Genomic DNA, 23,739 nt, shown 5'->3' on the forward strand with positions numbered 1-23,739 from the left:
ATCACGCGGTGGCCACACCTTCGGCACGAGCCGCCTTCGCGACCGCCGCGCTGACCTCCGGTGCGACCCTCGGGTCCAGCGGCGAGGGCACGATGTAGTCGGCGCTGAGGTCGTCGGCGGCCACGGCCGCGATGGCCTCGGCCGCGGCGACCTTCATGCCGTCGGTGATGCGCCGCGCACCCGCGTCGAGGGCTCCCTTGAAGATGCCGGGGAACGCCAGGACGTTGTTGATCTGGTTCGGGAAGTCGCTGCGCCCGGTGGCCACGACCGCCGCGTACTTGCCCGCGACCTCCGGGTGGATCTCCGGGTCGGGGTTGGACAGGGCGAAGATGATGGAGTCCGGGGCCATCGAGGCCACCTGCTCCTCGGGGACCTGCCCGATGGAGACGCCGATGAACACGTCCGCGCCGCGCATCGCCTCGGCGGGGCCGCCGCTGATGCCGCGCGGGTTGGTGAACTCGGCCAGCTCCTGCTTGATCGGGGTGAGCCCGTCGCGGTCGGCGCTGATCACGCCGCGCGAGTCGAGCACGATGATCTCGCCGACGCCCGCGGTGTGCAGGATCTTCGCGCAGGCGACACCGGCGGCACCGGCGCCGGAGATGACCACCTTGAGCGACTCCAGCTCACGGCCGGAGACGCGGGCGGCGTTGCGCAGCGCGGCCAGCACGACCACGGCGGTGCCGTGCTGGTCGTCGTGCATGACCGGGCAGTCCAGGGCCTCGGTGACGCGGCGCTCCAGCTCGAAGCAGCGCGGCGCGGAGATGTCCTCCAGGTTCACCGCGCCGAACGAGGGGCGCAGCCGGACCAGGGTCTCCACGATCTCGTCGACGTCGTTGGTGTCCAGGACCAGCGGGATCGAGTCGAGCCCGGCGAAGGTCTTGAACAGCGCGGACTTTCCCTCCATGACCGGCAGCGAGGCCTTCGGCCCGATGTCCCCGAGACCGAGCACCGCCGACCCGTCGCTGACCACGGCGACCAGCCGCTGCGTCCAGGTGTAGCGGTCGGCCAGGGACGGATCGCTCGCGATCGCCCGGCTGACCTGCGCCACCCCGGGGGTGTACGCGATCGACAGGTCGCGCGCGCTGTCGAGCGGGGCGGTCACCGCAGCGGTGAGTTTGCCCCCTTCGTGCGCGGCGAAGATCTCTTCGTGGGTCAGCTCGGCACCGATTCCATTGGCGGTGCCCTCGTTCATGGTGGTCACGGCGTCCCTCCTGTTGCCATGCCTGCGGCCCGAGCACAATTCCGAGCCGGGCGGATGCGACCTTCATCGGTCGCTTTCGACGCCGACTTTCCGGGCGTTCCGGAGAAGTGGACGTCTTATCGAAATACCGGTACCGGCCATCCTGTTCGGACAGCGGCTCGGTGGACGCTGCGGTCCGGTTAGTGTGCCAGCCCCGCGATGGCATGTCAGCGACAGGGATCACACGCTCGACCAGCAAAAAGACGAGATTTTTACGGAACATGACAGTACGCGCGTCATATTTTCCGCACACGTCAAGCAGTACGTACGTCCGGTTTGCAATTCGCGGAGTTGCGGACCAACCGAGCCGTTTCAGAATCTGAATCGAAACTGTTCACAAAAACGCGTTCCCCCACCTCGCATTTTCCGCGATGCGATCGAGCACGGGAACCTTCCTGTCACCGCCGCCCCGTCGCGGGAACCGACGATCACGCCTCCTAGGCTCGGCCCGTGCAGGTACGTCGACTTGAAATCACCGGGGCGTTCGAATTCACCCCGAAGGCCTTCCCGGATCACCGGGGGCTGTTCGTCGCCCCCTTCCAGGGGGAGGCGTTCGCCGAAGCCACCGGGCACCCCATGCGCCTGGGGCAGACCAACCACAGCGTCTCGGCCCGCGACGTCATCCGCGGCGTGCACTTCGCCGACACCCCGCCCGGCCAGGCCAAGTACGTCTACTGCCCGCAAGGCGCCCTGCTGGACGTGATCGTCGACGTCCGCGTCGGTTCACCCACCTTCGGCCGGTGGGAGGCGATCCGCCTCGACTCCACCGAGTACCGCGCCGTCTACCTCGCCGAAGGGCTCGGGCACGCGTTCCTCGCCCTCACCGACAACACGGTGATGACCTACCTGTGCTCCACCGGCTACAACCCCTCCGGCGAGCACGGCATCAACCCGCTGGACCCCGAGCTCGACCTCCCCTGGTCCGGTGAACTCGCCGGCGAGCCGATCCTGTCCGAGAAGGACCGCGACGCCCCGACACTCGCCGAAGCGAAGGCCGATGGCCTGCTCCCGGACTTCGCCACCTGCCTCACCCACTACGAGTCGCTGCGCTCGGCGACGTGAGCACGGGAACCTTCCTGCCACCGCCGAGGTGATGACAGGAAGGTTCCCCTCCTCAGCGCACGCGCCCCGGCGACGGCCACAACCGCCACCGCACCACTCCCAGCACCTGGGCCGGACCAAGCTCGCGGGAGTCGGTGGAACCGAAACCGTTGTCGCCCTCCACGTGCCAGCCGTCGGCCTCCCGGCGGACCGCGCGCTTGACCGACAGCTGCTCGGGACGCTGCCGCCACCGCACGAGCACGACATCACCCGGCCGGGCAACATCGCCGGTCCGGAACACCACGACGTCCTGGTCCCGAAGAGTGGGAACCATCGACGGTCCGCGCACCCGCAACCGGCGCAACGGCCACGGTCCGAGTGATTTCACCGGCACCTCCAGTAGGACTACGAGGATCTTCAAGAGTAGGGTCGGCCCCGTCGGAGCACTCACTGTCAGGGAGGAAACATGCGACTCCTGTCGCGCATCCTCGGCCCCCGTCTTGAGGCGACCGCGCACTGCGACCTTCCGTGCGGCGTTTACGACCCCGCGCAGGCGCGGATCGAGGCGGAGTCGGTCAAGGCGGTCCAGGAGAAGTACCAGGCCAACGAGGACCCGGAGTTCCGCACTCGTGCGATCATGATCGCCGAGCAGCGCTCCGAGTTGGTCAAGCACCACCTGTGGGTGCTGTGGACCGACTACTTCAAGCCGCCGCACTTCGAGAAGTACCCGCAGCTGCACGAGCTGGTCAACAAGGCCACCAAGGCTGCCGGCGCCACCGGCACCAAGGGCTCGATGGACCCGGCCAAGGGCCAGGAGCTGCTGGACTACATCGCCGAGATCGACAAGATCTTCTGGGAGACCAAGAAGGGCTGAGTAGTCCGCCCGCTGAAGACGCCGACCTGCGCCTCGTCGCAGGTCGGCGTCTTTTTTGCGCTCCGTCCACTTTCCACACCCGAGCACGCCGACCGCGTGACCGTAGTCACAGCATCACCGAGCTGGGGTCGTGCTCCCGCGCTGATCGATACGTTCCCCGCATCTGCCGTCCGCGCACTGGGGGTTCGCTGAGTGGAGTGGCACAAGTGGAGCGCCGTGCTCGGCAGCCTGGTGTTCCCCACCGCGGTGGTGCTCGTGTTCGCGCTCGCGCTGTGGTCCGATCGCACGCGCGCGCTGAAGATGGCGCGGAAGTGGGGAGTTCCGGAACCCACCGACGGGCAGGTCGACGAAGTTCTCCGCTACCGGCGCGTGCGCTTGGCGTGCTACCCGGTGCTGTACGCGGTGTTCGGGATCTGGGGTCCGCTCGCGCAGAACGACCAGGGCGGCACCACCAACGGCGGAATGGCTGTGCTGCCGATGTTCCTGTGCGGGGCGGTGATCGCGGAGGTCCTCGCTCTCCACCGGGGTCGAGGACGACGATCGCGACCTGTTCGGATCCGGCTCTTCGCCCTGATCTCGCGCTGGGGAGCGGTTGTTTATGCCGCGCTCGTGCTGACGACGTTCGCGCTGGGCCTGATCGACCTGCAAGCGCAACCTCACATCACCCCGGCTCTGCTCCGCGCGGCCCGCGAGCACGGCACGGGCGATCAGCTCGGAGCCCCGATCACCGTTCCTTTCGCGGGCACCGCAGCGGTCCTGGTGCTCGTCGCCTTCGTCCTCTGGACGGCGCAGAACCGCTCGGTGAGCTCGAACGACGAGATCGACCGCGCCCTGCGGACCCGGAGCGCGCGCGTGGCGCTCGGACTGGGCATCGCGATGCAGATCTCGCTGCTGTCCCTGTCGACCTGGCGGATGGCTTTCGTCGCCGGGCACAGCGCCCAGGAACTCATCCCCACCGGCCCCGACACCTTCGGCCCCGATCCCGCCGCGACCGCCATCCGCGACTGGGCGCAGAACACCTACGACTCGGTCGGTTCCTGGACGTTCCTGATCTGCATCGTCGCGACCCTCACCTGGATCTACGCCGCGAACCCGCGAACAACCACGACGACCAACCTCCTGTCGAGGACATCGCGCGACTGACCGGCCCGGTGGCAGAAAGGTTCCCGAGCACTCCCCCGAGAGCCGATGCGCGGAAGGTTCCCGTGGCCTCCGCGAGGTGATCGGGAGGTTCCCTCGCTCGCGTTCCGGTGATCGGAAGGTTCCCATGCCCCGGTCGGGGCGCCGGTGACGACCATGCGGGCGGTCTGGGGCGGTCCTAGGGTGAGCGATATCGGACATCGACGTCTGGAGGCAGTCATGACCACGGCATGCCGCGAGCACACCGGTCACGATCACCAGCACGGTCCCGGGTGCGGGCACGTCGCCGTGCCGCACGGCGATCACGTCGACTACGCCCACGACGGGCATCTGCACGTCGATCACGGCGGGCACTACGACGAGTGCGAGGCCGAGGGACATCACGAGCACGGTTCCCATCAGCACGTGCACGGCGAGGGGTGCGGGCACGTCGCGGTTCCGCACGGCGATCACGTCGACTACGTCCACGACGGACACCGGCACGCCGTGCACGGGGAGCACTACGACGAGCACTGACCGATGTGGACTCGGGACGTCGCCGTGCGGAACGAGCCCGGGTCCGTAGGCTGCGGTGCGTGGAGCAGCGCGTCTACATCCTCCGGCACGGCACCACCGAGTGGTCCCTGACCGGCCAGCACACCAGTCGCACCGACATCCCGCTCACCGCGGAGGGTGAGCTGCGCGCTCGTCAGGCGGGGCAGACCCTGACCGCGCTGCGCCCGCCCGGTCCGGTGCTGGTGCTGTGCAGTCCGCGCAAGCGGGCGCAGCGGACCGCTGATCTCGCCGGGCTCGCCGACGTGGTCACCGAACCGCTGCTGGTGGAGTGGGATTACGGCGACTACGAGGGCCTGACCACCGACCAGATCCGCGAGACCGTTCCGGATTGGACGGTGTGGAGCCACCCCTGCCCCGGCGGTGAGACCGCGTCCAACGTCGCCACCCGCGCCGACGACCTCCTGACTCGGGTGCGCGGGGCGGGAACCGACGTGGTGCTGGTCGGCCACGGGCACTTCAGCCGCTGCCTGATCGCGCGCTGGCTGAACCTGCCGATCGCCGCGGGCGTGCACTTCGCGCTGGACCCCGCGGCCGTCACGGTCCTCGGCGACGATCGGGGCGCCCCGCAGATCCAGCGCGCCAACGTCCCCGCCTGGCAGCACGGCTGAGACCTGCCTCGACCCCCGCGCGCACGGCTGCGCAGAATGGACCGGCAGGAACCGAGTCGGTCGTGGAGGTCGGATGATCAGGCGGGCCCGTGAGCAGGACGTGGCGGCGATGGTCGAGCTGGTCTACGAGCTCGCCCGCTACGAGGAGGAACCCGAGTCCTGCCACCTCACCGAGCAGCAGCTGCGAACGGCGCTGTTCGGGCCCGATCCCGCGCTGTTCGGTCACGTGGCCGAAGTGGACGGTGCCGTGGTCGGGTTGTCGCTGTGGTTCCTGAACTTCTCCACCTGGGAGGGCGTGCACGGGATCTACCTGGAAGATCTCTACGTGCGCCCCGAGCACCGCGGGTCGGGTCTGGGCAAGGAGCTGCTGCGGACGCTGGCGCGCGAGTGCGTCGAGCGCGGTTACGCGCGGCTGGAGTGGTCCGTGCTGGACTGGAACGAGCCCTCGATCGCGTTCTACAAGGCCCAGGGCGCGTTCCCGATGGACGGCTGGAGCGTCTACCGGCTCACCGGCGACGCCCTGACGTCGTTCGGCGGCTGAGCGGGTCCTGGTCAGTCCTCGCGGGCGTCGGGGGCCATCGAGGCGTGGAACGACCACTCGCGGCCCTGGCGGTTGAACAGGAACCACAGCACGGCGATCGCGGGGACGGCGATGATCAGGCCGATCAGCGGCCGCCCGGACGGGCCGGTGGCGTACCAGGCGGTGCCCAGCAGCAGCAGCTGCAGCAGCAGGGCGGGGGTGCGGGCCCAGTGCTTGCCCTTGATCAGGCCGATGCCCGCGGCGAGCACGCCGGCGGCCAGCAGGGCGTAGTAGCCGGCCTCACCCCAGGTCTCGCCGCGTTCGAGCTGGCCTACACCGCCGAGGTCGGTGGAGGTGCTGCGGACCAGCAGCGCCACGACGAACACCAGTCCCGCCACGGCCTGCAGCGTGGTCAGCAGGCCGGCGATGCGCACCGTGCGGGGAACGATCTCGGTAGCCAAGGGGCCCTCTCAGAATCGGGGCCTGGACCCCGCTAGTGACTCTGCGTGTGCACTTTCGATGGTAATACCGCCCGATCGCCGCATAGCTGCCGCTCGCCCCAGACGCCATGATCGACTCATGGCTGAAGCGGCGATCGCGGATATCGGGGTGTCCGCCCAGCTCGCCGCGTGCACGTCGGCAGCCGGTGGACGACGAGCGGGTGCGTTCCGGGGTTACGCATCGAGTCGTCACCGGAAACCGGTGATCAGCGGCGTGGCGCACTCGCTCCTGGTGCGTTCCACCGCCGCGTCCGCCCGTGCCGCGCACCTCGGCCGGTCCCGTCGGTCGTCGAAGCCGGAGGTGGCCGGACAGCCCAGTTGAGACTTCTCGGGCCGGTTGAGACCGCTCGCCGCGCGTACCCGAGCCCCCGCGCTCGACGGACACGAAACCGTCTCGCTTAGGCTTCGGGTCGTGCGCGCTGTTCTCGTCGTCAACCCGCAGGCGACCTCCACCACCGCCAGCGGCCGGGATGTGCTGGCCGCGGCGCTGGCCAGCGTGCTGAAGCTGGACGTGGTGGAGACCCGGCACTTCGGGCACGCCGCGGAGGCCGCGCGGGACGCGGTGCGGGACGGCGCGGACCTGGTCATCGCGCACGGCGGTGACGGCACGGTCAACGAAGTGGTCAACGGCATGTTCGAGGTCGCCGAGCCCGGCGATCCGTCGATGCCGACGCTGGGCGTGGTGCCCGGCGGGTCGGCGAACGTCTTCGGCCGCGCGCTCGGGCTGCCCAAGGATCCGGTGGACGCCACCCACCACCTGATGCGCGCGCTGGCGGATCGCAGCACCAGGCAGGTCGGGCTGGGCAAGGCCGATGAGCGGTGGTTCACCTTCAACGCCGGCATCGGCTGGGACGCCGAAGTGGTCGCCGAGATGGAGCGGCAGCGGTCGCGCGGCCGGGAGGCGACGCCCGCCCTGTACGCCCGGATCGCCCTGTCCTGCTACTTCCGGATGGCGCGCGGCGAGCCGAAGCTCACCTTGCAAATTGGTGACGACGAGCCGAGTGACCTACTACACAGCGTGTTCGTCTCCAACACCGACCCGTGGACCTACCTGGGGTCGACTCCGGTGCGCATGAGCCCCGAGACCAGCTTCGACAACGGTCTCGGCGTGTTCGCGCTGACCAAGACGAGCGTTTACCCTGTGTTGCGACACGTAGCGGAGATGCTACGCGGTAGAGGGAAACCACACGGAAGAAACTCAATTCAGGCTGCGGATGTGCCCCATCTACGCGTAGCCTGTACGGAGCCGTTGCGCTTGCAGGTGGACGGCGATTGCCTGGGTGAGCGATCGGTGGTCGAGTTCTCCTCAGTCCCGAACGCTCTCCGCGTCGCTGTATAACCTTCTCGTAACGGATGGACGTCGCTGTCGGCTCATGACCCCCGTCTGAGCCCGGGAGCACACCGAAACCCCTGGTCAAGTCTCGTCGATCTTTCAGGTGAGTTGGCTCACCGCTCGAGATCGACCTCTTGACATCGCGGCAGTTCGTGAAAGCATTCACAAGCACACGGACTCCGTGAAAGCATTCACAAACACCCCGAACGAACTATCGGCGCGCGCATGGCGTGCCTAGCGAGGAGCAAGGAACAATGGACTGGCGCCACGATGCGGTTTGCCGTGACGAGGACCCGGAGCTGTTCTTCCCGGTTGGGAACAGCGGTCCTGCTGTGCTGCAGATCGCCGAGGCGAAGGCCGTATGCCGCCGTTGTCCGGTTGCCTCTCAGTGCCTGGCGTGGGCGCTCGAGAGCGGCCAGGACGCCGGTGTCTGGGGCGGCATGAGCGAAGACGAGCGGCGTGCCCTCAAGCGGCGCAACGCTCGCACCCGGGCGCGCACCAACGCCTGAGTAGCAGCTCGCTGAGACGCGGCAGGTCGGTCGCACCCCCGGTGACCGACCGCCCGTCTCGCCCCGGGCCGCACACGGCCTCGCAGCGTGAACTGACCCACCCCGACTAGTAGCTACTCGGCCGATCAGCGTCGATGTCGGTCCCGCACGTTCCAGCCGATCTCCCCATCTCGACGGGGTAGCCGGAACCCGGCCGGGAAACCGACTCGATCGGCCCGACGTCCCAGGCGCGTTGGGACGTCACTCGAACGATCGACGCATCAGCGTGGCGCCCAGCATACGGGCCGTCATCGCCGGTACTTCAGAGGCACCCGCAAGACCGCCTCGGTACCACGTTGATGACCGCGGCCACGCAAGCTCAACGACCCGCGGAGCTCCGACTCCACGAGGGTCCGCACGATCTGCAGGCCGAGACGTTCGGCGCGCTCGAGGGAGAATCCCTTCGGCAGGCCACGACCGTCATCCGAGATGACGACGTCGAGCCAGCGCGCCGAACGCTCCGCCTGCACGACCACTTCCCCGCCCTGCCCCTCCGGGAAGGCGTGCTCGAAAGCGTTCTGCACCAGCTCGGTCAGGACCATCACCAGCGGCGTGGCCAGCTCGGCCGACACCACGCCGAACTTCCCGCCGCGGCTGACCTTCACCCCGGTCTCGGCCACGGCGACATCGCTCATCATCGGGATCACCCGGTCCACCACGTCGTCGAGGTCGACCCGCTCGTCGACCGACATCGACAGCGTCTCGTGCACCAGCGCGATCGAGGTGACCCGCCGCACCGACTCGTCCAGCGCCAGCCGCGCCTCGTTGTTGCCGGTGCGCCGCGACTGCAACCGCAGCAGCGCGGCCACGGTCTGCAGGTTGTTCTTCACGCGGTGGTGGATCTCGCGGATCGTGGCGTCCTTGGACATCAGCGCCCGGTCCCGCCGCTTGACCTCGGTGACGTCGCGCACCAGCACCAGCGCGCCGGCCGTCTGACCGCGCGGGCGCAGCGGCAGCGCGCGGAACAGCACCGTCGCACCGCGGGCCTCGGCCTCGATGCGCATGCTCGGCTCGCCGCCCATCGCCCGCCGGACCCGCTGCGCGACCTCGTCGGCGTCGAACGGGTCGTTGAGCAGCGACCGGGTCAGCGGCGCCAGCTGCGCGCCCACCAGGTCCGCGGCGTGGCCCATGCGGTGGTAGGCCGACAGGGCGTTGGGGCTGGCGAACACGACCGTGCCCGAGTTGTCCAGGCGGATCAGCCCGTCGCCGACGCGCGGGCTGGTGTGCACGTCGGGGGCGGGTTCCGGGGTCGGGAAGGTGCCGTCGGCGACCATCTGGCACAGGTCGGCGGCGCTGCCCAGGTAGGAGATCTCCAGCGGGCTGGGCACCCTCGGCACGGCCAGGTTGGTGTCGCGGCTGAGCACGGCCACGATCTCGTCGCCCAGCTTCACCGGGATGGTCTCGCGCCGGACCGGCACCCCCAGGTGCCAGCGCGGGTCCTCCTCGCGGCAGATGCGGCCCTCCAGGGCCGCGCGGCGCAGCTGCGGGTGGTCGTCCTGGGTCACCTCGGAGCCGACGACGTCCTCCGGGTGCGCGGTGGGCGCCGTGGTGGGGCGCGCCTGCGCGACGCACAGGAAGCGGTCCTCCGGTGCCTCGGACGGGCCGATCGGGACCCACATGATGAAGTCGGCGAACGACAGGTCGCTCAGCAGCTGCCACTCGGCGACCACGAGTTGCAGGTGGTCGGCAGCGGTGCCGGACAGGCCGGTGTGCTCGGCGAGAAGGTCACTCAGCGTGGACAAGTCGGCCCTCCGGGTCGGCTGCGCGGATCTCCCCCGCCATTCTTCCTCCTCGTCACGGCCGTCACCGGCCCCCGCTTAGGAAACCACGAGCGCCACCACCCGCCGGAGCCAGGTATCGGACATGGCAGACTGGAACCTCGAAATCCCAGCGGAGACCGGGTGTCAGTTGATCACTCGCGGTCACCGGGCTGGAGTGAATCTCGACTTTCGAGGGAGTCGCCTTATGGGCAAGCGCGCGCGCAAGAAGAAGGACCGGCGCAAGAACAAGGCCAACCACGGCAAGCGCCCCAACTCGTGATCTCGGCGGCTCTTGGCCGCACCCGAGATGAGAAAGGCCCCGGACCGATCGGTCCGGGGCCTTTCTCATCGCTGACGGTCAGCGCTTGCGCTTCTTGTTGTCGGCTCGGGCCGCCGCGCGGCGCTCGCGGCGGGTGCCGCCCCGGGACTCGGGGGTGTCGGCGTCCTGGTTGGTCTGCACGTCGCCGGTCTCGCTCGGGCCCGAGTAGCTGAGCCGCTGGTTGGCGGGAGCCTGCAGGCCACCACCGGCCAGCGCGGCCGGGGGCTGCTCGCCGCCCTGGGCGGGGCCACCGGCGAGCTGGCTCAGCGCCGGGCCCGCCGAGGCGGGCTTGGCGCGCCGGGCGCGGGCTCCCTGGGGCTGAGCCGCCGCCTGCGGGACCTGCGGCGTCTGCGGGACCTCCGGGACCCCGTTGCCGGCCTGGCTCACCGAGACCGGCACAGCGGGCTGCTCGGCGGCGGGCTCGGGCTCGGCGGCCTCGACCTGGACGTTGAACAGGAAGCCGACGGACTCCTCCTTCAACGCGTCCAGCATCGCGCCGAACATGTCGAAGCCCTCGCGGCGGTACTCGATCAGCGGGTCGCGCTGCGCCATGGCGCGCAGGCCGATGCCCTCCTTGAGGTAGTCCATCTCGTAGAGGTGCTCGCGCCACTTGCGGTCCAGGACGCTGAGCAGCACGCGCCGCTCCAGCTCCCGCATCGCGCCCGGGCCGACCTTGCCGTCGACGTCGGCCTCGCGCCGGGCGTAGGCCTCCTTGGCGTCGGCGACGATGAGCTCCAGCAGGTGCTCCTTGCTGAGGTCGTCGTCCTCCTCGACCAGCTTCTCCCAGCTCAGGCCGACGGGGTACAGCGAACCCAGCGCCTTCCAGAGCTTCTCGAAGTCCCAGTCCTCGGCGTAACCCGCGGAGGTCTCGGCGTCGACGTAGGCGGTGATGACGTCGGTGAGCATGTGCATGACCTGCTCCTGCAGGTCCTCACCGGCCAGAACCCGGTGGCGCTCGTCGTAGATGACGGTGCGCTGCTGGTTCATCACCTCGTCGTACTTGAGGACGTTCTTGCGGATCTCCATGTTCTGCTGCTCGACCTGCGTCTGAGCGCTGCGGATCGCGCGGGAGACCATCTTGTGCTCGATCGGGACGTCGTCGGGCACCTTCAGGCGCGTCATGACGGTCTCGACCATGGCGGAGTTGAAGCGGCGCATGAGCTCGTCGCCCAGCGACAGGTAGAAGCGGGACTCGCCCGGGTCGCCCTGACGGCCGGAACGACCGCGCAGCTGGTTGTCGATGCGGCGGGACTCGTGGCGCTCGGTGCCCAGCACGTAGAGGCCGCCCGCCTCGCGGACGCGGTCGGCTTCGGCGTCGACCTGCGCCTTGATCTTCTCGACGACGGCGGGCCACTCGGCCTCGTACTGCTCGCGGTTCTCGACCGGGTCCAGGCCGCGCTGGCGGAGTTCGGCGTCGGCGAGGTGGTCGACGTTGCCGCCGAGCACGATGTCGGTACCGCGACCGGCCATGTTGGTGGCGACGGTGACCGCGCGGAGGCGACCGGCCTCGGCAATGATCGCGGCCTCGCGCTGGTGGTTCTTCGCGTTGAGCACGTTGTGCGGGATGCCGCGCTTGGTGAGCGCCTTCGACAGGTACTCGGAGCGCTCGACGCTGGTGGTGCCGACCAGGACCGGCTGGCCCTTCTCGTGGCGTTCGGCGATGTCCTCGGCGACGGCCTCGAACTTGGCGGGCTCTCCCTTGTAGACCAGGTCGGGCTGGTCGATGCGGGCCATCGGCTCGTTGGTGGGGATGGGCACCACGCCGAGCTTGTAGGTGGTGTGGAACTCGGCCGCCTCGGTCTCGGCGGTACCGGTCATGCCGCCGAGCTTGTCGTAGAGGCGGAAGTAGTTCTGCAGCGTGATCGTGGCCAGCGTCTGGTTCTCGGCCTTGATCTCGACGCCTTCCTTGGCCTCGATCGCCTGGTGCATGCCCTCGTTGTAGCGGCGGCCGGCCAGGATGCGGCCGGTGAACTCGTCGACGATGGACACCTCGCCGTCGCGGACGATGTAGTCCTTGTCGCGCTGGTAGAGCTCCTTGGCCTTGAGCGCGTTGTTGAGGTAGCCGACGAGGGGCGTGTTGGCGGCCTCGTAGAGGTTGTCGATGCCGAGCTGGTCCTCGATGATCGACACGCCCTCCTCGGTGACGCCGACGGTGCGCTTGCGCTCGTCGACCTCGTAGTGGGCGTCGCGCTTGAGGATGGGGGCGAGCCGGGCGAACTCCTGGTACCAGCGCGAGGACTGGTCGGCCGGGCCGGAGATGATCAGCGGCGTCCGGGCCTCGTCGATGAGGATGGAGTCGACCTCGTCGACCACGGCGAAGTGGTGGCCGCGCTGCACGCAGTCGGCGAGGCTCCAGGCCATGTTGTCGCGCAGGTAGTCGAAGCCGAACTCGTTGTTGGTGCCGTAGGTGATGTCGGCGGTGTAGGCCTGGCGGCGCTGCTCCGGGGTCATCTCGGCGAGGATCGCGCCGACCTCGAGGCCGAGGAAGCGGTGCACGCGGCCCATCCACTCGGCGTCGCGCTTGGCGAGGTAGTCGTTGACGGTGACCACGTGCACGCCCTTGCCGGTGATGGCGTTGAGGTAGGCGGGCAGGACGCAGGTCAGGGTCTTGCCCTCACCGGTCTTCATCTCGGCGATGTTGCCCAGGTGCAGGGCGGCACCGCCCATCAGCTGCACGTCGAAGTGGCGCTGGCCGAGGGTGCGCTTGGCGCCTTCGCGGGCGACGGCGAACGCTTCGGGGAGCAGCTCGTCCAGCGACTCACCGTCGCTGTAGCGGCGCTTGAACTCGTCCGTCTTGCCCCGCAGCTCGGTATCGGACAAACCGACGACGGTGTCTTCGAGCTCGTTGATGTGCGCTGCGATAGCGCGCAGGCGCTTGAGCATCTTGCCCTCGCCGGCGCGGAGCAGTCGGGACAGGACCATCCGGTCGACCTCGCTAGCTGATCGTGACGCGTCCGTCACGGACGCTTTGTGGCCATCGTATTAGAGCTGGCTGTGGGGGTGTGCCGTAGTCCGCTGCAGCGTTGGCGGACCGCAACACGCGGCTGTCCCCCGCGAACCACCGTACGCGGGGGACAGCTGTGCGGGTCGGGCGTGGCGCAGACTCGCCCTGAGGGGTTCTCCGGCGACGAGCGCGGAACCGCCCGGATTGTGTGGTCAGGCGTCGGCGAGTCGGATCACGCCGTAGTCGAATCCCTTCCTGCGGTAGACGACGCTGGGACGGCCGCTGTCGGCGTCGGCGAAGAGGTAGAAGTCGTGGCCGACGAGTTCCATCTGGGAGAGGGCCTCGTCGACGGTCATCGGTTTGGCCGTGTGCTCCTTCTCGCGCACGACCTGCCCGGGGGCGTAGTCGTAGTCCTCCTCGGTCATGCGCTGCCCCGGCACCTCGGCGGTGCGCTCGGGGGCTTCCTGGGGCGCTTCGAGCAGCGCGGTCCGGCCTTCGGCCATGCCTGAAGGGCTGGAGCCGGTCACGACGGGCCGGTCGGCCATCGCTGCGGTCGCCTCTGCCACGGAAGTGGGGTTGTGCTGTCCGTAGTGCACCTTTCTACGGTCGTGCATGCGCCGGAGCCTGCTCTCCAGCTTGGTCGTCGCGGCGTCGAGCGCGGCGTAGAAGTCGCCGGCGCAGGCTTCGGCGCGGATGGGAGCGCCCTTGCCCTTGAGGGTGATCTCGACTCGTTGGCAGTTCTTGGCCTGGCGGGGGTTCTTCTCGTGGAACAGTTCCACTTCCGCCCGAATGGCCTTCCGGTTGTACCGCTCAAGCCGGGTCATCTTGGTGGTGACGTGCTCCCGGTAGTGATCGGGAACCTGAACGTTACGACCCTTGACGACGATATCCATTCACGACCTCCGTTCCTTGCATGCTCCGTAGGCGAGGTGTGCACGGGGGCGCCTTGAAAGGGAGATCAGCTCGCTTTCGGCGCCAGGGACATGGTTTTCGCTCCTTCCCTCCGCCTCGAGTTGGCTGGATTGGTTCGCCACGTTAGCTCGGTTTATCGATTTGTGACACCCCCTCGGTAGGGCGAAGTCAAGCATCCACCGAGAGTGATATTTGCAGCCGAAAGCACGAGATCACGCTGAGTGCCAGGCGTGCCCGAAAAGAGCCGCCGAACGGGTTGTTCACCCGTTCGGGTAGGTAGTGTCGTCGCTCTGCGCAGGGTGGCGATCTGACTGTTCACCCAGCTCATACCCGGAGAACGAACGGGAGGGCGCTCGGGTTCCTGGGCCGATCAGGTATCGCCGAATCACCCGGGGAGATCAGCCCGCCGTCGCGGTCAGCGCGAGCACCAGCGAAACCGGACATCGCGCCGCGTTCAGGGCGGCCGCCGAACCGGCCGCCGTGGCACCGGAGGTGACCACGTCGTCGAGCAGCGCTACCTGCGTTCCCGCTGGTGGGAGGCGTTCCGGGCGCACCAGCACGCGGCCGTTGAGGTTGTCGGAGCGCTGCTGCGGGGTCAGTCCCGCCGAATCCGCCGCGCCCGGTGCGGTCACCAGGCAGTCCGCGGCCCGGGCCGGCATCCCCGACGCGGTGAGCGCGGTGGCCGCGTGCCGCGCGATCCGGCCCATGTGGGAACCACCCCGACGCCGCGAGGCCATCGCCCGCGACGGCGCCGGGACCAGCCACCACTCCCCCGGCAGCGCGCGGTCCAGGGTGATCGAGCGCAGCGCGACCGCGAGCTGCGCGGCCAGCGGAGCGGCGAGATCGCGCCGTCCCGATTCCTTGTAGGCCAGCACCGCCCGGCGGGCGGCACCCCGGTACCTGCCGAGCGCGAACACCGGTGGCCCGTCGGCGAGCAGCGGCCGCTCGACGCGCCGCAGCCCGCCCAACCGGCCCGCGCACTCGCGGCACCACGCGGTGCCCGCGACGTCGCAGCCGACGCAGTGCTGCGGCAGCAGCAGGTCGGCCAGTCCGGAGAGCGCGTCGCGCAGGCGGGTGAGCACGCCCCGATCATGACGTTCCCGCCGATCCGACACACCGACGCGTGTCGGGCGTCAGCCCGGGAAGAACGGGATGGAGGCGCCGCCGATGGGGACGTCCAGCAGGGACCAGACGTCCTCGGTGTCCTGGGACTGCCAGATCCCGTGGCGATCGGCGACCACGACCTGGCCGCCCGGGCCGACCGTGATGGCGGTGAGCGGCTGGCCGAGGTTGGCGGCCGTGTAGGGCTCCCAGCGGAAACCGTCCACCGACAGGTCGAAGACCGGGAAGTTGTTGCTGTCGGTGGTCGCGACCAGCGACTCGTCCTGGCGCCACTCGACGGAGGTGATCCGCACGTCCTGCGGCGGGCGCAGCACCACCGGCCGCTGCAGCACGGCCCGGCCGTCGTGCTCACCGATCCCTGCGACCACGACCTCGTCGTCGACGACGGCGGCGACGCGGGTGCCGTCGCGGGACAGCCGCAGGTCGGTGATCGGGCGACCGGCCTGCAGCGCGCGGGTGTCGACGGTCTGCGGCACCCACCCGGCCGAGGTGGCCATCGCGCGCACCACCTCGCGGCCGTCGACGACCGTCCAGGCCTCCTCCTCGCCGCGCCAGGTCGGCTTGCTCATGTAGTTGCCCGCGGTGGGCAGCTCGGCCAGCTGCCCGCCGAAGTCGCCGACGCGCAGCGCCACGCCACCGGGCCGCCGGGTGACCGCGGCGAACTTGCCGCCGTGCGGCGACCGTCCGGCCCGCACCACGTCGTACTCGCCGGAACCGGCGGGTCCGGGGATCGGTTTGGCCTGCCGGTCGAGCACCAGCACCCGCTCGGAGACGACGGCCAGGCCCGGCAGGTCGGGGCGCTGCAGGTTGTCGGCCTCGTAGTTCTCCATGTCGGTGGGGCGCAGGTCCTTGCCGTCGGCGAGCAGCGGCATGCCCTCCTCCTTGATGCGGACGCGCGCGCTGCTGACGCCTTCGAGCGTGTAGACCACCTGCGCGGCGATCAGCCTGCGGGTCTCCGGCGAGACCTCGCCGAGCTGGCTGAGGTTGACCTCCAGCGCGCCGTCGGCGGCTTCGGTGGTGTTGGTCTTGGGGTGCACGCCCGGCGGGATCGCGGTGCGCATCGCATCCCGCATGCCCTCCGACGGGCCGGAGGTGAGCAGCTCGATGACCCGGCGCGGCAGCGTGGTGGCCGGTTGCGACACGACGTAGCGCAGGTCCGGGGCAACGCCGCTGAGGTCGTGGTCGAGGAAGTACACCGGGACCGGGCGGAAGACGCTGCTGAACGAGGTCTTGCTGACGACCATCTCCTGCGGCGGGGTGGTGATCCGCCACTGGCCGTTGCCCTGGCGCTCCACCCGCACGTCCACGGTGAGCTCACCGGTCTCGGGCACGAATGAGGAGTCGGCGAGCAGCCTGCCGACCCGGTCGGCGCGCAGCGTCACCAGCTGGACGCCTTCGGGCAGCGGCTGCGGCGAGGTGGCCGGGATGGTGTCGACGTTCTCGACGATGAGCATGCCCGGCGGCGGGGTCCAGTTGCGCTCGATCGAGGGCGCCAGGTGCTTGCGGGCGGACTCGTGGTTGCTGGCGGGCGAGGCCGCCTTGTCGACGAAGCTGCGCACCAGCGCCAGCGGGTCGATGTCGTCCGGCGGCGGGTTGATCGGGATCGTGGTGTTGCTGCCGTCGACCTCCTTGACGGCCTTGGGCTCGGAGCTCTCCGGGATCGACGCGCAGGCCGACACCGTCAGCAGCAGGACGAGCAGTGCCATCCACCGGCGTGCCGCGCGCATCACTTCTCCTCCCGGGGCTCTTCGGAGAGCCGGGCCGGGCCCTGGTCCCGGACCTCCTGCTCGCCGTCCGATTCGGACGGTCGTTCCACGCCGGTGGCCAGCAGCGCCTCGGGCGCGGCGATGCGCCGGGTGCTGGGCAGCGACAGCGGGCTGGTCTCGGCTTCCTCGCCGGGCTTGCGGGGCAGCGTCAGGCGGAAGCAGGAGCCCTCGCCGGGTTCGCCCCAGGCGTCGAGTTCGCCGCCGTGCAGGCGGGCGTCCTCCTGGCTGATCGACAGGCCGAGGCCGGTGCCGCCGCTGCGCCGGTTGCGGGACGGGTCGGCGCGCCAGAAGCGGGTGAACACCAGCTCGGCCTCACCGCTGCGCAGGCCCACCCCGTAGTCGCGAACGGTGACGGCGACGGCCTGCTCGTTGCCGCCGAAGCGCAGTTCGACCGGGCCGCCCTCGGCGTGGTCGATGGCGTTGGCGACGAGGTTGCGCATGATGCGCTCGACGCGGCGGGCGTCGGCGACGATGTGCAGGTCGGTGCCGTCGGCGGGCGGGTGCACGCGGAGTTCGACGCCGCTGGTCTCGGCGATGGCGCGCACGGACTCGACGGCGCGGGTGGTGATCTCCTGCAGGTCGAGCTCCCCGGCGGCCAGGTCGGCGACGCCGGCGTCGAGGCGGGAGATCTCCAGCAGGTCGGCCAGCAGCAGTTCGAACCGGTCGAGCTCGTCGACGAGCAGCTCGGTGGAGCGGGACAGGCCGGGCGGGAACTCCTCGCGGGAGGCGTGCAGCACGTCGGCGGCCATCCGCACGGTGGTGAGCGGGGTGCGCAGCTCGTGCGAGACGTCGGAGGTGAAGCGGCGCTGCAGCTGGCCGAACTCCTCCAGCTGGGTGATCTGCTGCTTGAGGCTGTCGGCCATCTCGTTGAACGACTCGGCGAGCCGGGCCACGTCGTCCTCGCCGATCACCCGCATCCGCTTGTCGAGGTCGCCTTCGGCGAGCTGCTCGGCGATCTGCGCGGCCTGCCGGACCGGGCGCACCACCTGGCGGGTGACCAGGTTGGTGATCGCGCCGAGCAGCGCCAGCAGCACCACGGCGCTGACCAGCAGGGTTCGCTGCATGACGGCGAGGGTGGTCTGCTCGGCGGTGAGCGGGAACAGCAGGTAGATCTGCAGCGGTCGGGTCGCGCTGGAGACCGGGGTGCCGACGATGACCATCGTGACGGGGCCGGTCTCGCGCTGAACGGTGTAGATCTTGGTGGCGAGCTGGCCGCGCTCGACGAAGCCGCGCAGGTCCTCGGGCACGTCCTCGACGGGTCCGGCGGCGGGCTGCTTGCTGCGCTCACCGGGTGCCCGGCCGTCGACGAGGACGGGGGTGAAGGCTCCGGCGACGGTCTCGGTGGTGGACTGGCCGGACGAGGAGGTGGTGAGCCGGTTCAGGGCGGCCTGCAGCTGCTCGGCGACGCTGTCGGAGTTGGGGTCGACGGCGGTGAGCTCGCGCTCCAGGATCGGCAGGCTGTACTCGGCCTGCGAGATCGCGGCCTGCTCCTTGGAGTCCAGCAGCTGCGAGGTGATCTGCCACTGCAGCACCATGCCCAGCACGATCACCACGGCCAGCGATAGCGCGAGGGTGCTGACGACGACGCGCAGCTGCATCGAGCGCCGCCACATGGCCTCGAACCGGTGCCAGCGGGTGCGCGTCTCCTCCCGGACACGACTGCTCAACAACCGCACCCAGCGGCTTTGTCGAGTCCACACGCTCACGGCGACCTCAAGGCTGCTAGTACTCGTTTTGCGTAGCGGTGCAGGTAGCGGAACCTCAGACGCCGCCTGGCTCCGGGCGCCGCTCCTGATGTATGCCAATACACGGCGTCCCGGCGTCCTCACCAGGCAACGTCTGAGAACCCGCGGCGGTGCGGGCTGCGAAGGTGGTCTTCACGGCTCGCGGCTGCGCCGCTTGCTCCTGACGCTCCCCATCGGACCCTTGCAGACGAGGTGACGTCCGGAACGAGGTGGTCAGCTGATCACGGGGGGCCTGCCTTGTAACCCACGCCGCGGACCGTGAGGACGACCTCGGGGCGTTCCGGGTCGCGCTCGACCTTGGAGCGGAGGCGCTGGACGTGCACGTTGACCAGGCGGGTGTCGGCGGCGTGCCGGTAGCCCCAGACCTGCTCCAGCAGGACCTCGCGGGTGAAGACCTGGCGCGGCTTGCGGGCCAGGGCGACCAGCAGGTCGAACTCCAGCGGGGTCAGGGCGATGGGCTGGCCGTCGCGGGTGACCTCGTGGCCGGGCACGTCGATGATCACGTCGCCGATGGTCAGCACCTCGGCGGGCTCGGCGTCGGTGCGGCGCAGCCGGGCGCGCAGCCGGGCGACGAGCTCCTTCGGCTTGAAGGGCTTGACCATGTAGTCGTCGGCACCGGATTCCAGACCGAGGACGACGTCGACGGTGTCGCTCTTGGCGGTGAGCATGACGATGGGCACCACGGACTCGGTGCGGATCGCCTTGCACACGTCGATGCCGTTCATCCCGGGCAGCATCAGGTCGAGCAGGACCAGGTCGGGCTTGAGCTCGCGCAAGGCGGGCATCGCCTTGGTGCCGTCGCTGACGACGGCCGTCTCGAATCCCTCTCCCCGGAGCACGATGGTCAGCATTTCGGCCAGGGCCGGATCATCGTCCACCACGAGCACGCGTGCCTTCATGCACCACATCGTTGCACTTGTCACTTGGCGCCCGTGCATCCACCCGCCGGGTGTCGTCGCAGGTCGCGAACTCGGCGCCGGATTAGCGGAGCTCATACCGCCGAATGGAGCAGGGTCGGTGTGGTGTGGGTTTCAGCTCTCAGCGCATGACGTGCTCGTCCACCAGGGCGGCGAAGTCCACGTCGGCCGCGCCGTCGACGACGACCCACGGCGTCCACCAACCGGCCTCGGCCAGTTCGGCGTAGACCTCGGCGCAGCGCTGCTGGAGCGGGGTGTCGGACTCGAAGCGGTCGCGGCGGCGGTCGGTCTCGGTGCGCTCGCGGTGCTCGGCCCGCCCGGTGGCGACCTCGGCGGGAACCCGCAGCAGGATCTGCAGGTCGGGTTCGGGCAGGCCGAACCGGGTGATCTCCAGGTCGCGGACCCAGGACACGAACTCGCCGTCGGCGCGCTGGTGCAGCCGTGCCGCGCCGTAGGCGGCGTTGGAGGCGACGTAGCGGTCCAGCAGGACGACGTCGTGGGCGTCGAGGTCGGCGCGCAGCGCGTCCGCCGCTCCCCTGCGGTCCAGCGCGTAGAGGACGGCCATGCCGTGCACCGAGGACCCGAGGTCGCCGTGCTCGCCGCGCAGCGCTTCGGCGACGAGTTCGGCGTGCACGTCCTCGGTGTAGCGCGGGAACGCCGCCCCGGCGACGGTGCGGCCTCGCGCGGTCAGCTCCTCGGTGATCCCCCTGGCCAGGGTGCGCTTGCCCGCGCCGTCCAGTCCCTCGATGACGATGAGTCGTCCCACGTCGCAGAACCGTAGCGGAGCGGGTCGGGTCGTCTTCCGCCGCGCCGGTCCCGCCGTGCGAAACCCCGGAAAATCATGACATCACCTGCCGTGACGATCACAATCGTTCGCGTAGAGGTCGCCAGGTGTGGATCTGCGATGGACAATCACCACGGCGTTCGATGATCACCACCTGCTCGGGAGGACCCTGTGCAAGTACCCGGGCCCGACACCCGCGTCGTTGAGCTGCGCGTGCACGGAATCCTCGGCACCACCGGTGACGAGCTGACCGACTCGGTCGCGTCGGTGGACGTGGCCGGGGACGGGGTGGGGCGCATCATGCGTCCCGCCGACCGGCTGCGCCGTCCCGTTCCGGGCCCGATGCTCAACGCCGGTGAGCGCTCGGTGCCCCGGATCGTCGAGGGCTACGTGTGGGGCGCGATGACCTCGGGCGGCCTGGCGAAGGCGACCTGGGCGCTGCTGTTCCCGTTCGCGCTGGCCAACATGGCGCACTGGATGCTGCCGCCGACGCGAACCGACAACCCGGTCAGCCGGGTGCTGTGCTCGTCGCTGCGCGCGTTGATGCGGATCTCCGCGCTGCTGCTGACGATGCTGATGGTCGCGCAGATCACGGTGATCACCTTGGACCTGGTCGGCTCGCAGTGCCTGGCTCCGGGCGCGCGGTGCCTCGGCTTCGTGCCGGAAGCGGCGCGCGGCGCGGACGTGCTGCGGTCGGTGGTGCTGCTGATCCCGGTCGCTCTGGTCGTGCTGCTCATGCACCGGCTGTCCACTGTGTCCTGGCGGGTGTCGGCGCCGAAGGACGACAGCCCGCAGCACTCGGCGCTGGCGCCGATGCTGCCGGGCGGCAACGTGGTGTCCGATCCGGACACTCCCGCGCTGCGAGCGCTGCACGTGGCGGCCGCGCTGGCCACGGCGGCGCTGGTGGCGCTGGGCGGTCCGCTGACGTTCAGCCTGGACCCGCGGTGGCTGGTGGCGGTCGCGGTGCTGCTGGTCGCCGTGATCGGCACGGCCGGGCTGGACGACCCGGCGGGGATGCGCGAGACCAGCAAGCTGTTCCGCGCGCTGCTGGGCCGCCGCAGCAGGCGGGTGCTGATGTCGGTGGCCGGGGTGCTGCTGGCCTCGGTGGCGCTGCTGCCGGGCGAGCTGGCGGGTCCGCTGCCGGGGTCGGGGGCGACGATCGACGCGCTGACCGCGCTGCTGGTGCTGACCTGCGTGGCGGTCGCGGTGCTGCTGCTCCCGGCGTCGCTGCTGGCGCGGCCGGTGTGGAAGTCCCAGCCGAAGCAGTTGCGGCCGTGGGCCGGTGGCTGGATGGCGGCGCCGGTGCTGATGCTGGCGGCGATGCTGGGCAACGGTTTCGGCGCGGGTCTGGCGCTGAGCGTCCGGCAGACGTTGAGCGTGCCGCGGGCGCCGGGCGCGGCACCGCTGCTGCTGCCTGCCGCCTTCGACGACGTGACGATCTTCTGGGGCACCGCGGTGGTGCTCATGGCCGTGGCGCTGGTGGTGGCGGTGCCGTGGCTGCTGGTGCGGCGGTTCCGGCGCGACGACGAGGACCCGATCCCGGACGAGGTCGCGCTGCTGCACGCCGGTCGTCGGGAGGACCAGCGCAAGGCCGCGAGCGCGTGGCGGATCGCCGACCTGCAGCGCCGCTACTCGCACCAGCTGTTCCTGGTGATCGCCGGGGTGCTGACGGTGAGCACCGCGGCGAGCCTGGCGGCCCGGTTCGCGGGGATGCCGCGGCTGCCGTGGTTGAGCGCGATCGGCGTGGTGGCGCTGGCCGGCCTGGCGGTCGGGTTGCTGCGCATGGTGTTCCTGGCGGCGACGAAGCGCGACACCGCCCGCTACCTGGGCGTGCTGGGGGATCTGGCGCTGTTCTGGCCGCGCGAGGCGCACCCGGTGGTGCCGCCGTGCTACGCGTTGAAGGTGATCCCGGAGCTGGCCGACCGGGCCACCGAGCACCTCAAGGACCCGAACACGCGCGTGGTCCTGGTCGGGCACAGCCAGGGCAGCCTGCTGGCGGCGGTGGCCGCGGCGCGGCTGCTGGAGTCGTTGCCGGAGTCCGACCGCGAGCGCGTCGGCCTGGTGACGGCGGGCTCGCAGCTGCAGTGGGCGTATCCGAGGGCGTTCCCGGGTGTGGTGCCGCACGCGGCGCTGCGGGACCTGGCCGGGGCGATGGGCGACCGCTGGCGGTCGCTGTGCCGGGGCACGGACCCGCTGGGCGGTGCCGTGACGACCTGGAACCGGCAGGTCTACAACGGGATGCTGATCGGTGTCGGCCTGCGCGGCGACGGCACCGAAGGCCCGCTGCCCGCGGCGACGCGGGGTCCGACGGGCGCCCTGGTGCTGGGCGGGGACCACTGGCTGCCGGACCCGCAGCGGGGGCCGTTCTCGTGCCGCCGCTGGGTTCCCGGCGTGCTGGGGCACTCGGACTACAGCGGCGACCCGGAGTGGGATCGCGCGGTGGCGATGGCGGCGGGTCTGGAGCGCCCGGTGCGCGGCGCGGCGCTGCCGCTGTCGGAGTCGCCGCAGATCCCGTCCGCACCCGATCCGCGAGCTGTCGGGTCTGGCGCTGTCGGGTCTGGCGCTGTGGGGTCGGGTGCTGCGGGGTCTGGTGCTGCGGGGTCTGGTGCTGCGGGGTCGGGTGCGCTGTCGCCGCAGGGCGATGACGGCGGGTCGATCGGTGACTCGGTGGAGGACCTCCCGAGGAGGACCGCCGGGGAGACGGCGGAGGCGGCGAGGTCGAAGCGCACGAAGTCGATCCGGTCGTTCCGCAAGGAGTCGAAGCGCCCGGTCGAGGCCGAGGTCCCGGAGCAGCAGTCGCACGAGGAACCGCCTTCGGAGACCGCCGAGGCCTCCGCCGAGCTGCCCGCGCAGCAGGACTCCGAGCCCCGCTCGGAACCGTCGGTGCTGCCGGAGATCACCGAGCCCAGGGGCCGCATCGCCCCCTGGGAACGAGGCTCGTCCCTGCGCTCCACGGACTCCTGACCGGACAACGACCGACCCCCGGTCCCCCGGAGCGGTGCCACGCAGCGGTACCCCCGTGGTGGTGCCCCCGTGTCGGTGCCGGGGTGGGTCGACAGTGGACAGTTTTAGCCATAATCACCCATGATCAATGTCCTTTTTGCCCGGACA

The 23,739-nt window shown here is 70.3% G+C and carries 21 protein-coding genes; 10 read left to right on the forward strand and 11 right to left on the reverse strand.

Annotated features, from left to right (window positions below; genetic code table 11):
- Position 1 precedes the first annotated feature (1 nt).
- The gene (locus QFW96_RS09290; protein WP_281455188.1) at positions 2–1,192 is read right to left on the reverse strand and encodes an NAD(P)-dependent malic enzyme; all 1,191 of its coding nucleotides are present in this window, start codon (positions 1,190–1,192) and stop codon (positions 2–4) included.
- Between the two features lie 498 nt (positions 1,193–1,690).
- On the opposite strand from QFW96_RS09290, the gene QFW96_RS09295 reads away from it, so the two are divergent.
- On the forward strand, positions 1,691–2,302 hold the full coding sequence (locus tag QFW96_RS09295; RefSeq protein WP_281455135.1) for a dTDP-4-dehydrorhamnose 3,5-epimerase family protein: 612 nt from the start codon (positions 1,691–1,693) through the stop codon (positions 2,300–2,302).
- A gap of 52 nt (positions 2,303–2,354) precedes the next feature.
- Here the strand turns inward: QFW96_RS09295 and QFW96_RS09300 are convergent, their stop codons facing one another.
- Positions 2,355–2,669 carry a S24 family peptidase gene (locus tag QFW96_RS09300; protein ID WP_281455136.1) on the reverse strand — a complete coding sequence of 105 codons (315 nt, stop codon included), beginning with the start codon at positions 2,667–2,669 and terminating at the stop codon, positions 2,355–2,357.
- Between the two features lie 78 nt (positions 2,670–2,747).
- Between QFW96_RS09300 and sodN the strand changes: the two genes are divergently transcribed.
- The 5 genes from sodN (at position 2,748) to QFW96_RS09325 (ending at position 5,999) form a co-directional block, all read left to right on the forward strand.
- On the forward strand, positions 2,748–3,155 hold the full coding sequence (sodN, locus tag QFW96_RS09305; RefSeq protein ID WP_093413746.1) for a superoxide dismutase, Ni: 408 nt from the start codon (positions 2,748–2,750) through the stop codon (positions 3,153–3,155).
- A gap of 192 nt (positions 3,156–3,347) precedes the next feature.
- Positions 3,348–4,298: a hypothetical protein gene (locus tag QFW96_RS09310; RefSeq protein WP_281455137.1), complete on the forward strand. Its 951-nt coding sequence runs from the start codon at positions 3,348–3,350 to the stop codon at positions 4,296–4,298.
- A gap of 216 nt (positions 4,299–4,514) precedes the next feature.
- Positions 4,515–4,811 carry a hypothetical protein gene (locus QFW96_RS09315; RefSeq protein ID WP_281455138.1) on the forward strand — a complete coding sequence of 99 codons (297 nt, stop codon included), beginning with the start codon at positions 4,515–4,517 and terminating at the stop codon, positions 4,809–4,811.
- Positions 4,812–4,870: 59 nt separating this feature from the next.
- Entirely contained in the window at positions 4,871–5,458 is a 588-nt protein-coding gene (locus QFW96_RS09320) for a histidine phosphatase family protein (protein WP_281455139.1), read from the forward strand.
- 73 nt (positions 5,459–5,531) lie between these two features.
- On the forward strand, positions 5,532–5,999 hold the full coding sequence (locus QFW96_RS09325; protein WP_281455140.1) for a GNAT family N-acetyltransferase: 468 nt from the start codon (positions 5,532–5,534) through the stop codon (positions 5,997–5,999).
- An 11-nt stretch (positions 6,000–6,010) separates the two neighbouring features.
- On the opposite strand, the gene QFW96_RS09330 is transcribed toward QFW96_RS09325, so the two are convergent.
- Positions 6,011–6,439: a hypothetical protein gene (locus tag QFW96_RS09330; protein ID WP_281455141.1), complete on the reverse strand. Its 429-nt coding sequence runs from the start codon at positions 6,437–6,439 to the stop codon at positions 6,011–6,013.
- 451 nt (positions 6,440–6,890) lie between these two features.
- On the opposite strand from QFW96_RS09330, the gene QFW96_RS09335 reads away from it, so the two are divergent.
- Together QFW96_RS09335 and QFW96_RS09340 are read left to right on the forward strand one after the other, a co-directional pair.
- Positions 6,891–7,817: a diacylglycerol/lipid kinase family protein gene (locus QFW96_RS09335; protein WP_281455142.1), complete on the forward strand. Its 927-nt coding sequence runs from the start codon at positions 6,891–6,893 to the stop codon at positions 7,815–7,817.
- 248 nt (positions 7,818–8,065) lie between these two features.
- Entirely contained in the window at positions 8,066–8,320 is a 255-nt protein-coding gene (locus QFW96_RS09340) for a WhiB family transcriptional regulator (protein WP_093413759.1), read from the forward strand.
- A gap of 287 nt (positions 8,321–8,607) precedes the next feature.
- On the opposite strand, the gene QFW96_RS09345 is transcribed toward QFW96_RS09340, so the two are convergent.
- Positions 8,608–10,101, reverse strand: coding sequence for a PAS domain-containing sensor histidine kinase (locus QFW96_RS09345; protein WP_281455143.1), 1,494 nt, complete (start codon positions 10,099–10,101; stop codon positions 8,608–8,610).
- A 223-nt stretch (positions 10,102–10,324) separates the two neighbouring features.
- Between QFW96_RS09345 and QFW96_RS30205 the strand changes: the two genes are divergently transcribed.
- Complete coding sequence (locus QFW96_RS30205) at positions 10,325–10,399, forward strand: 50S ribosomal protein bL37 (RefSeq protein WP_372448851.1); 75 nt, start codon at positions 10,325–10,327, stop codon at positions 10,397–10,399.
- Positions 10,400–10,477: 78 nt separating this feature from the next.
- Here QFW96_RS30205 and secA read toward each other — a convergent pair whose 3' ends face one another.
- The 7 genes from secA to QFW96_RS09385 form a co-directional block, all read right to left on the reverse strand.
- Entirely contained in the window at positions 10,478–13,360 is a 2,883-nt protein-coding gene (gene secA / locus QFW96_RS09355) for a preprotein translocase subunit SecA (protein ID WP_281455145.1), read from the reverse strand.
- Between the two features lie 234 nt (positions 13,361–13,594).
- Positions 13,595–14,275 (reverse strand): ribosome hibernation-promoting factor, HPF/YfiA family, encoded by a 681-nt coding sequence (gene hpf, locus QFW96_RS09360; protein ID WP_281455146.1) that lies wholly within the window; start codon positions 14,273–14,275, stop codon positions 13,595–13,597.
- Between the two features lie 417 nt (positions 14,276–14,692).
- Positions 14,693–15,376 (reverse strand): ComF family protein, encoded by a 684-nt coding sequence (locus tag QFW96_RS09365; RefSeq protein WP_281455147.1) that lies wholly within the window; start codon positions 15,374–15,376, stop codon positions 14,693–14,695.
- A 51-nt stretch (positions 15,377–15,427) separates the two neighbouring features.
- Positions 15,428–17,143, reverse strand: coding sequence for an LpqB family beta-propeller domain-containing protein (locus tag QFW96_RS09370; RefSeq protein WP_281455148.1), 1,716 nt, complete (start codon positions 17,141–17,143; stop codon positions 15,428–15,430).
- Positions 17,143–18,795 carry an MtrAB system histidine kinase MtrB gene (gene mtrB / locus QFW96_RS09375; protein WP_281455189.1) on the reverse strand — a complete coding sequence of 551 codons (1,653 nt, stop codon included), beginning with the start codon at positions 18,793–18,795 and terminating at the stop codon, positions 17,143–17,145. The genes QFW96_RS09370 and mtrB overlap by 1 nt, the downstream gene beginning before the upstream one ends.
- 353 nt (positions 18,796–19,148) lie before the next feature.
- A complete protein-coding gene (mtrA, locus tag QFW96_RS09380) occupies positions 19,149–19,826 on the reverse strand; it encodes an MtrAB system response regulator MtrA (protein ID WP_093413767.1) in 678 nt (225 codons plus the stop codon).
- A 139-nt stretch (positions 19,827–19,965) separates the two neighbouring features.
- Entirely contained in the window at positions 19,966–20,610 is a 645-nt protein-coding gene (locus QFW96_RS09385; protein WP_281455149.1) for a dTMP kinase, read from the reverse strand.
- A 189-nt stretch (positions 20,611–20,799) separates the two neighbouring features.
- On the opposite strand from QFW96_RS09385, the gene QFW96_RS09390 reads away from it, so the two are divergent.
- Entirely contained in the window at positions 20,800–23,592 is a 2,793-nt protein-coding gene (locus tag QFW96_RS09390) for a hypothetical protein (protein WP_281455150.1), read from the forward strand.
- Positions 23,593–23,739: the final 147 nt, after the last annotated feature.

Origin of the sequence: Saccharopolyspora ipomoeae, assembly GCF_029952525.1 — a bacterium.
GTDB lineage: Bacteria > Actinomycetota > Actinomycetes > Mycobacteriales > Pseudonocardiaceae > Saccharopolyspora > Saccharopolyspora ipomoeae.

Excerpts from the sequence above, each read along its gene's own strand:
- QFW96_RS09290 (WP_281455188.1), bottom strand. The coding sequence starts at position 1,192 with ATGAACGAGGGCACCGCCAATGGAATCGGTGCCGAGCTGACCCACGAA.
- sodN (WP_093413746.1), top strand. The coding sequence starts at position 2,748 with ATGCGACTCCTGTCGCGCATCCTCGGCCCCCGTCTTGAGGCGACCGCG.
- QFW96_RS09315 (WP_281455138.1), top strand. The coding sequence starts at position 4,515 with ATGACCACGGCATGCCGCGAGCACACCGGTCACGATCACCAGCACGGT.
- QFW96_RS09325 (WP_281455140.1), top strand. The coding sequence starts at position 5,532 with ATGATCAGGCGGGCCCGTGAGCAGGACGTGGCGGCGATGGTCGAGCTG.
- QFW96_RS09340 (WP_093413759.1), top strand. The coding sequence starts at position 8,066 with ATGGACTGGCGCCACGATGCGGTTTGCCGTGACGAGGACCCGGAGCTG.
- secA (WP_281455145.1), bottom strand. The coding sequence starts at position 13,360 with ATGGTCCTGTCCCGACTGCTCCGCGCCGGCGAGGGCAAGATGCTCAAG.
- hpf (WP_281455146.1), bottom strand. The coding sequence starts at position 14,275 with ATGGATATCGTCGTCAAGGGTCGTAACGTTCAGGTTCCCGATCACTAC.
- QFW96_RS09370 (WP_281455148.1), bottom strand. The coding sequence starts at position 17,143 with ATGCGCGCGGCACGCCGGTGGATGGCACTGCTCGTCCTGCTGCTGACG.
- mtrB (WP_281455189.1), bottom strand. The coding sequence starts at position 18,795 with ATGTGGCGGCGCTCGATGCAGCTGCGCGTCGTCGTCAGCACCCTCGCG.
- mtrA (WP_093413767.1), bottom strand. The coding sequence starts at position 19,826 with ATGAAGGCACGCGTGCTCGTGGTGGACGATGATCCGGCCCTGGCCGAA.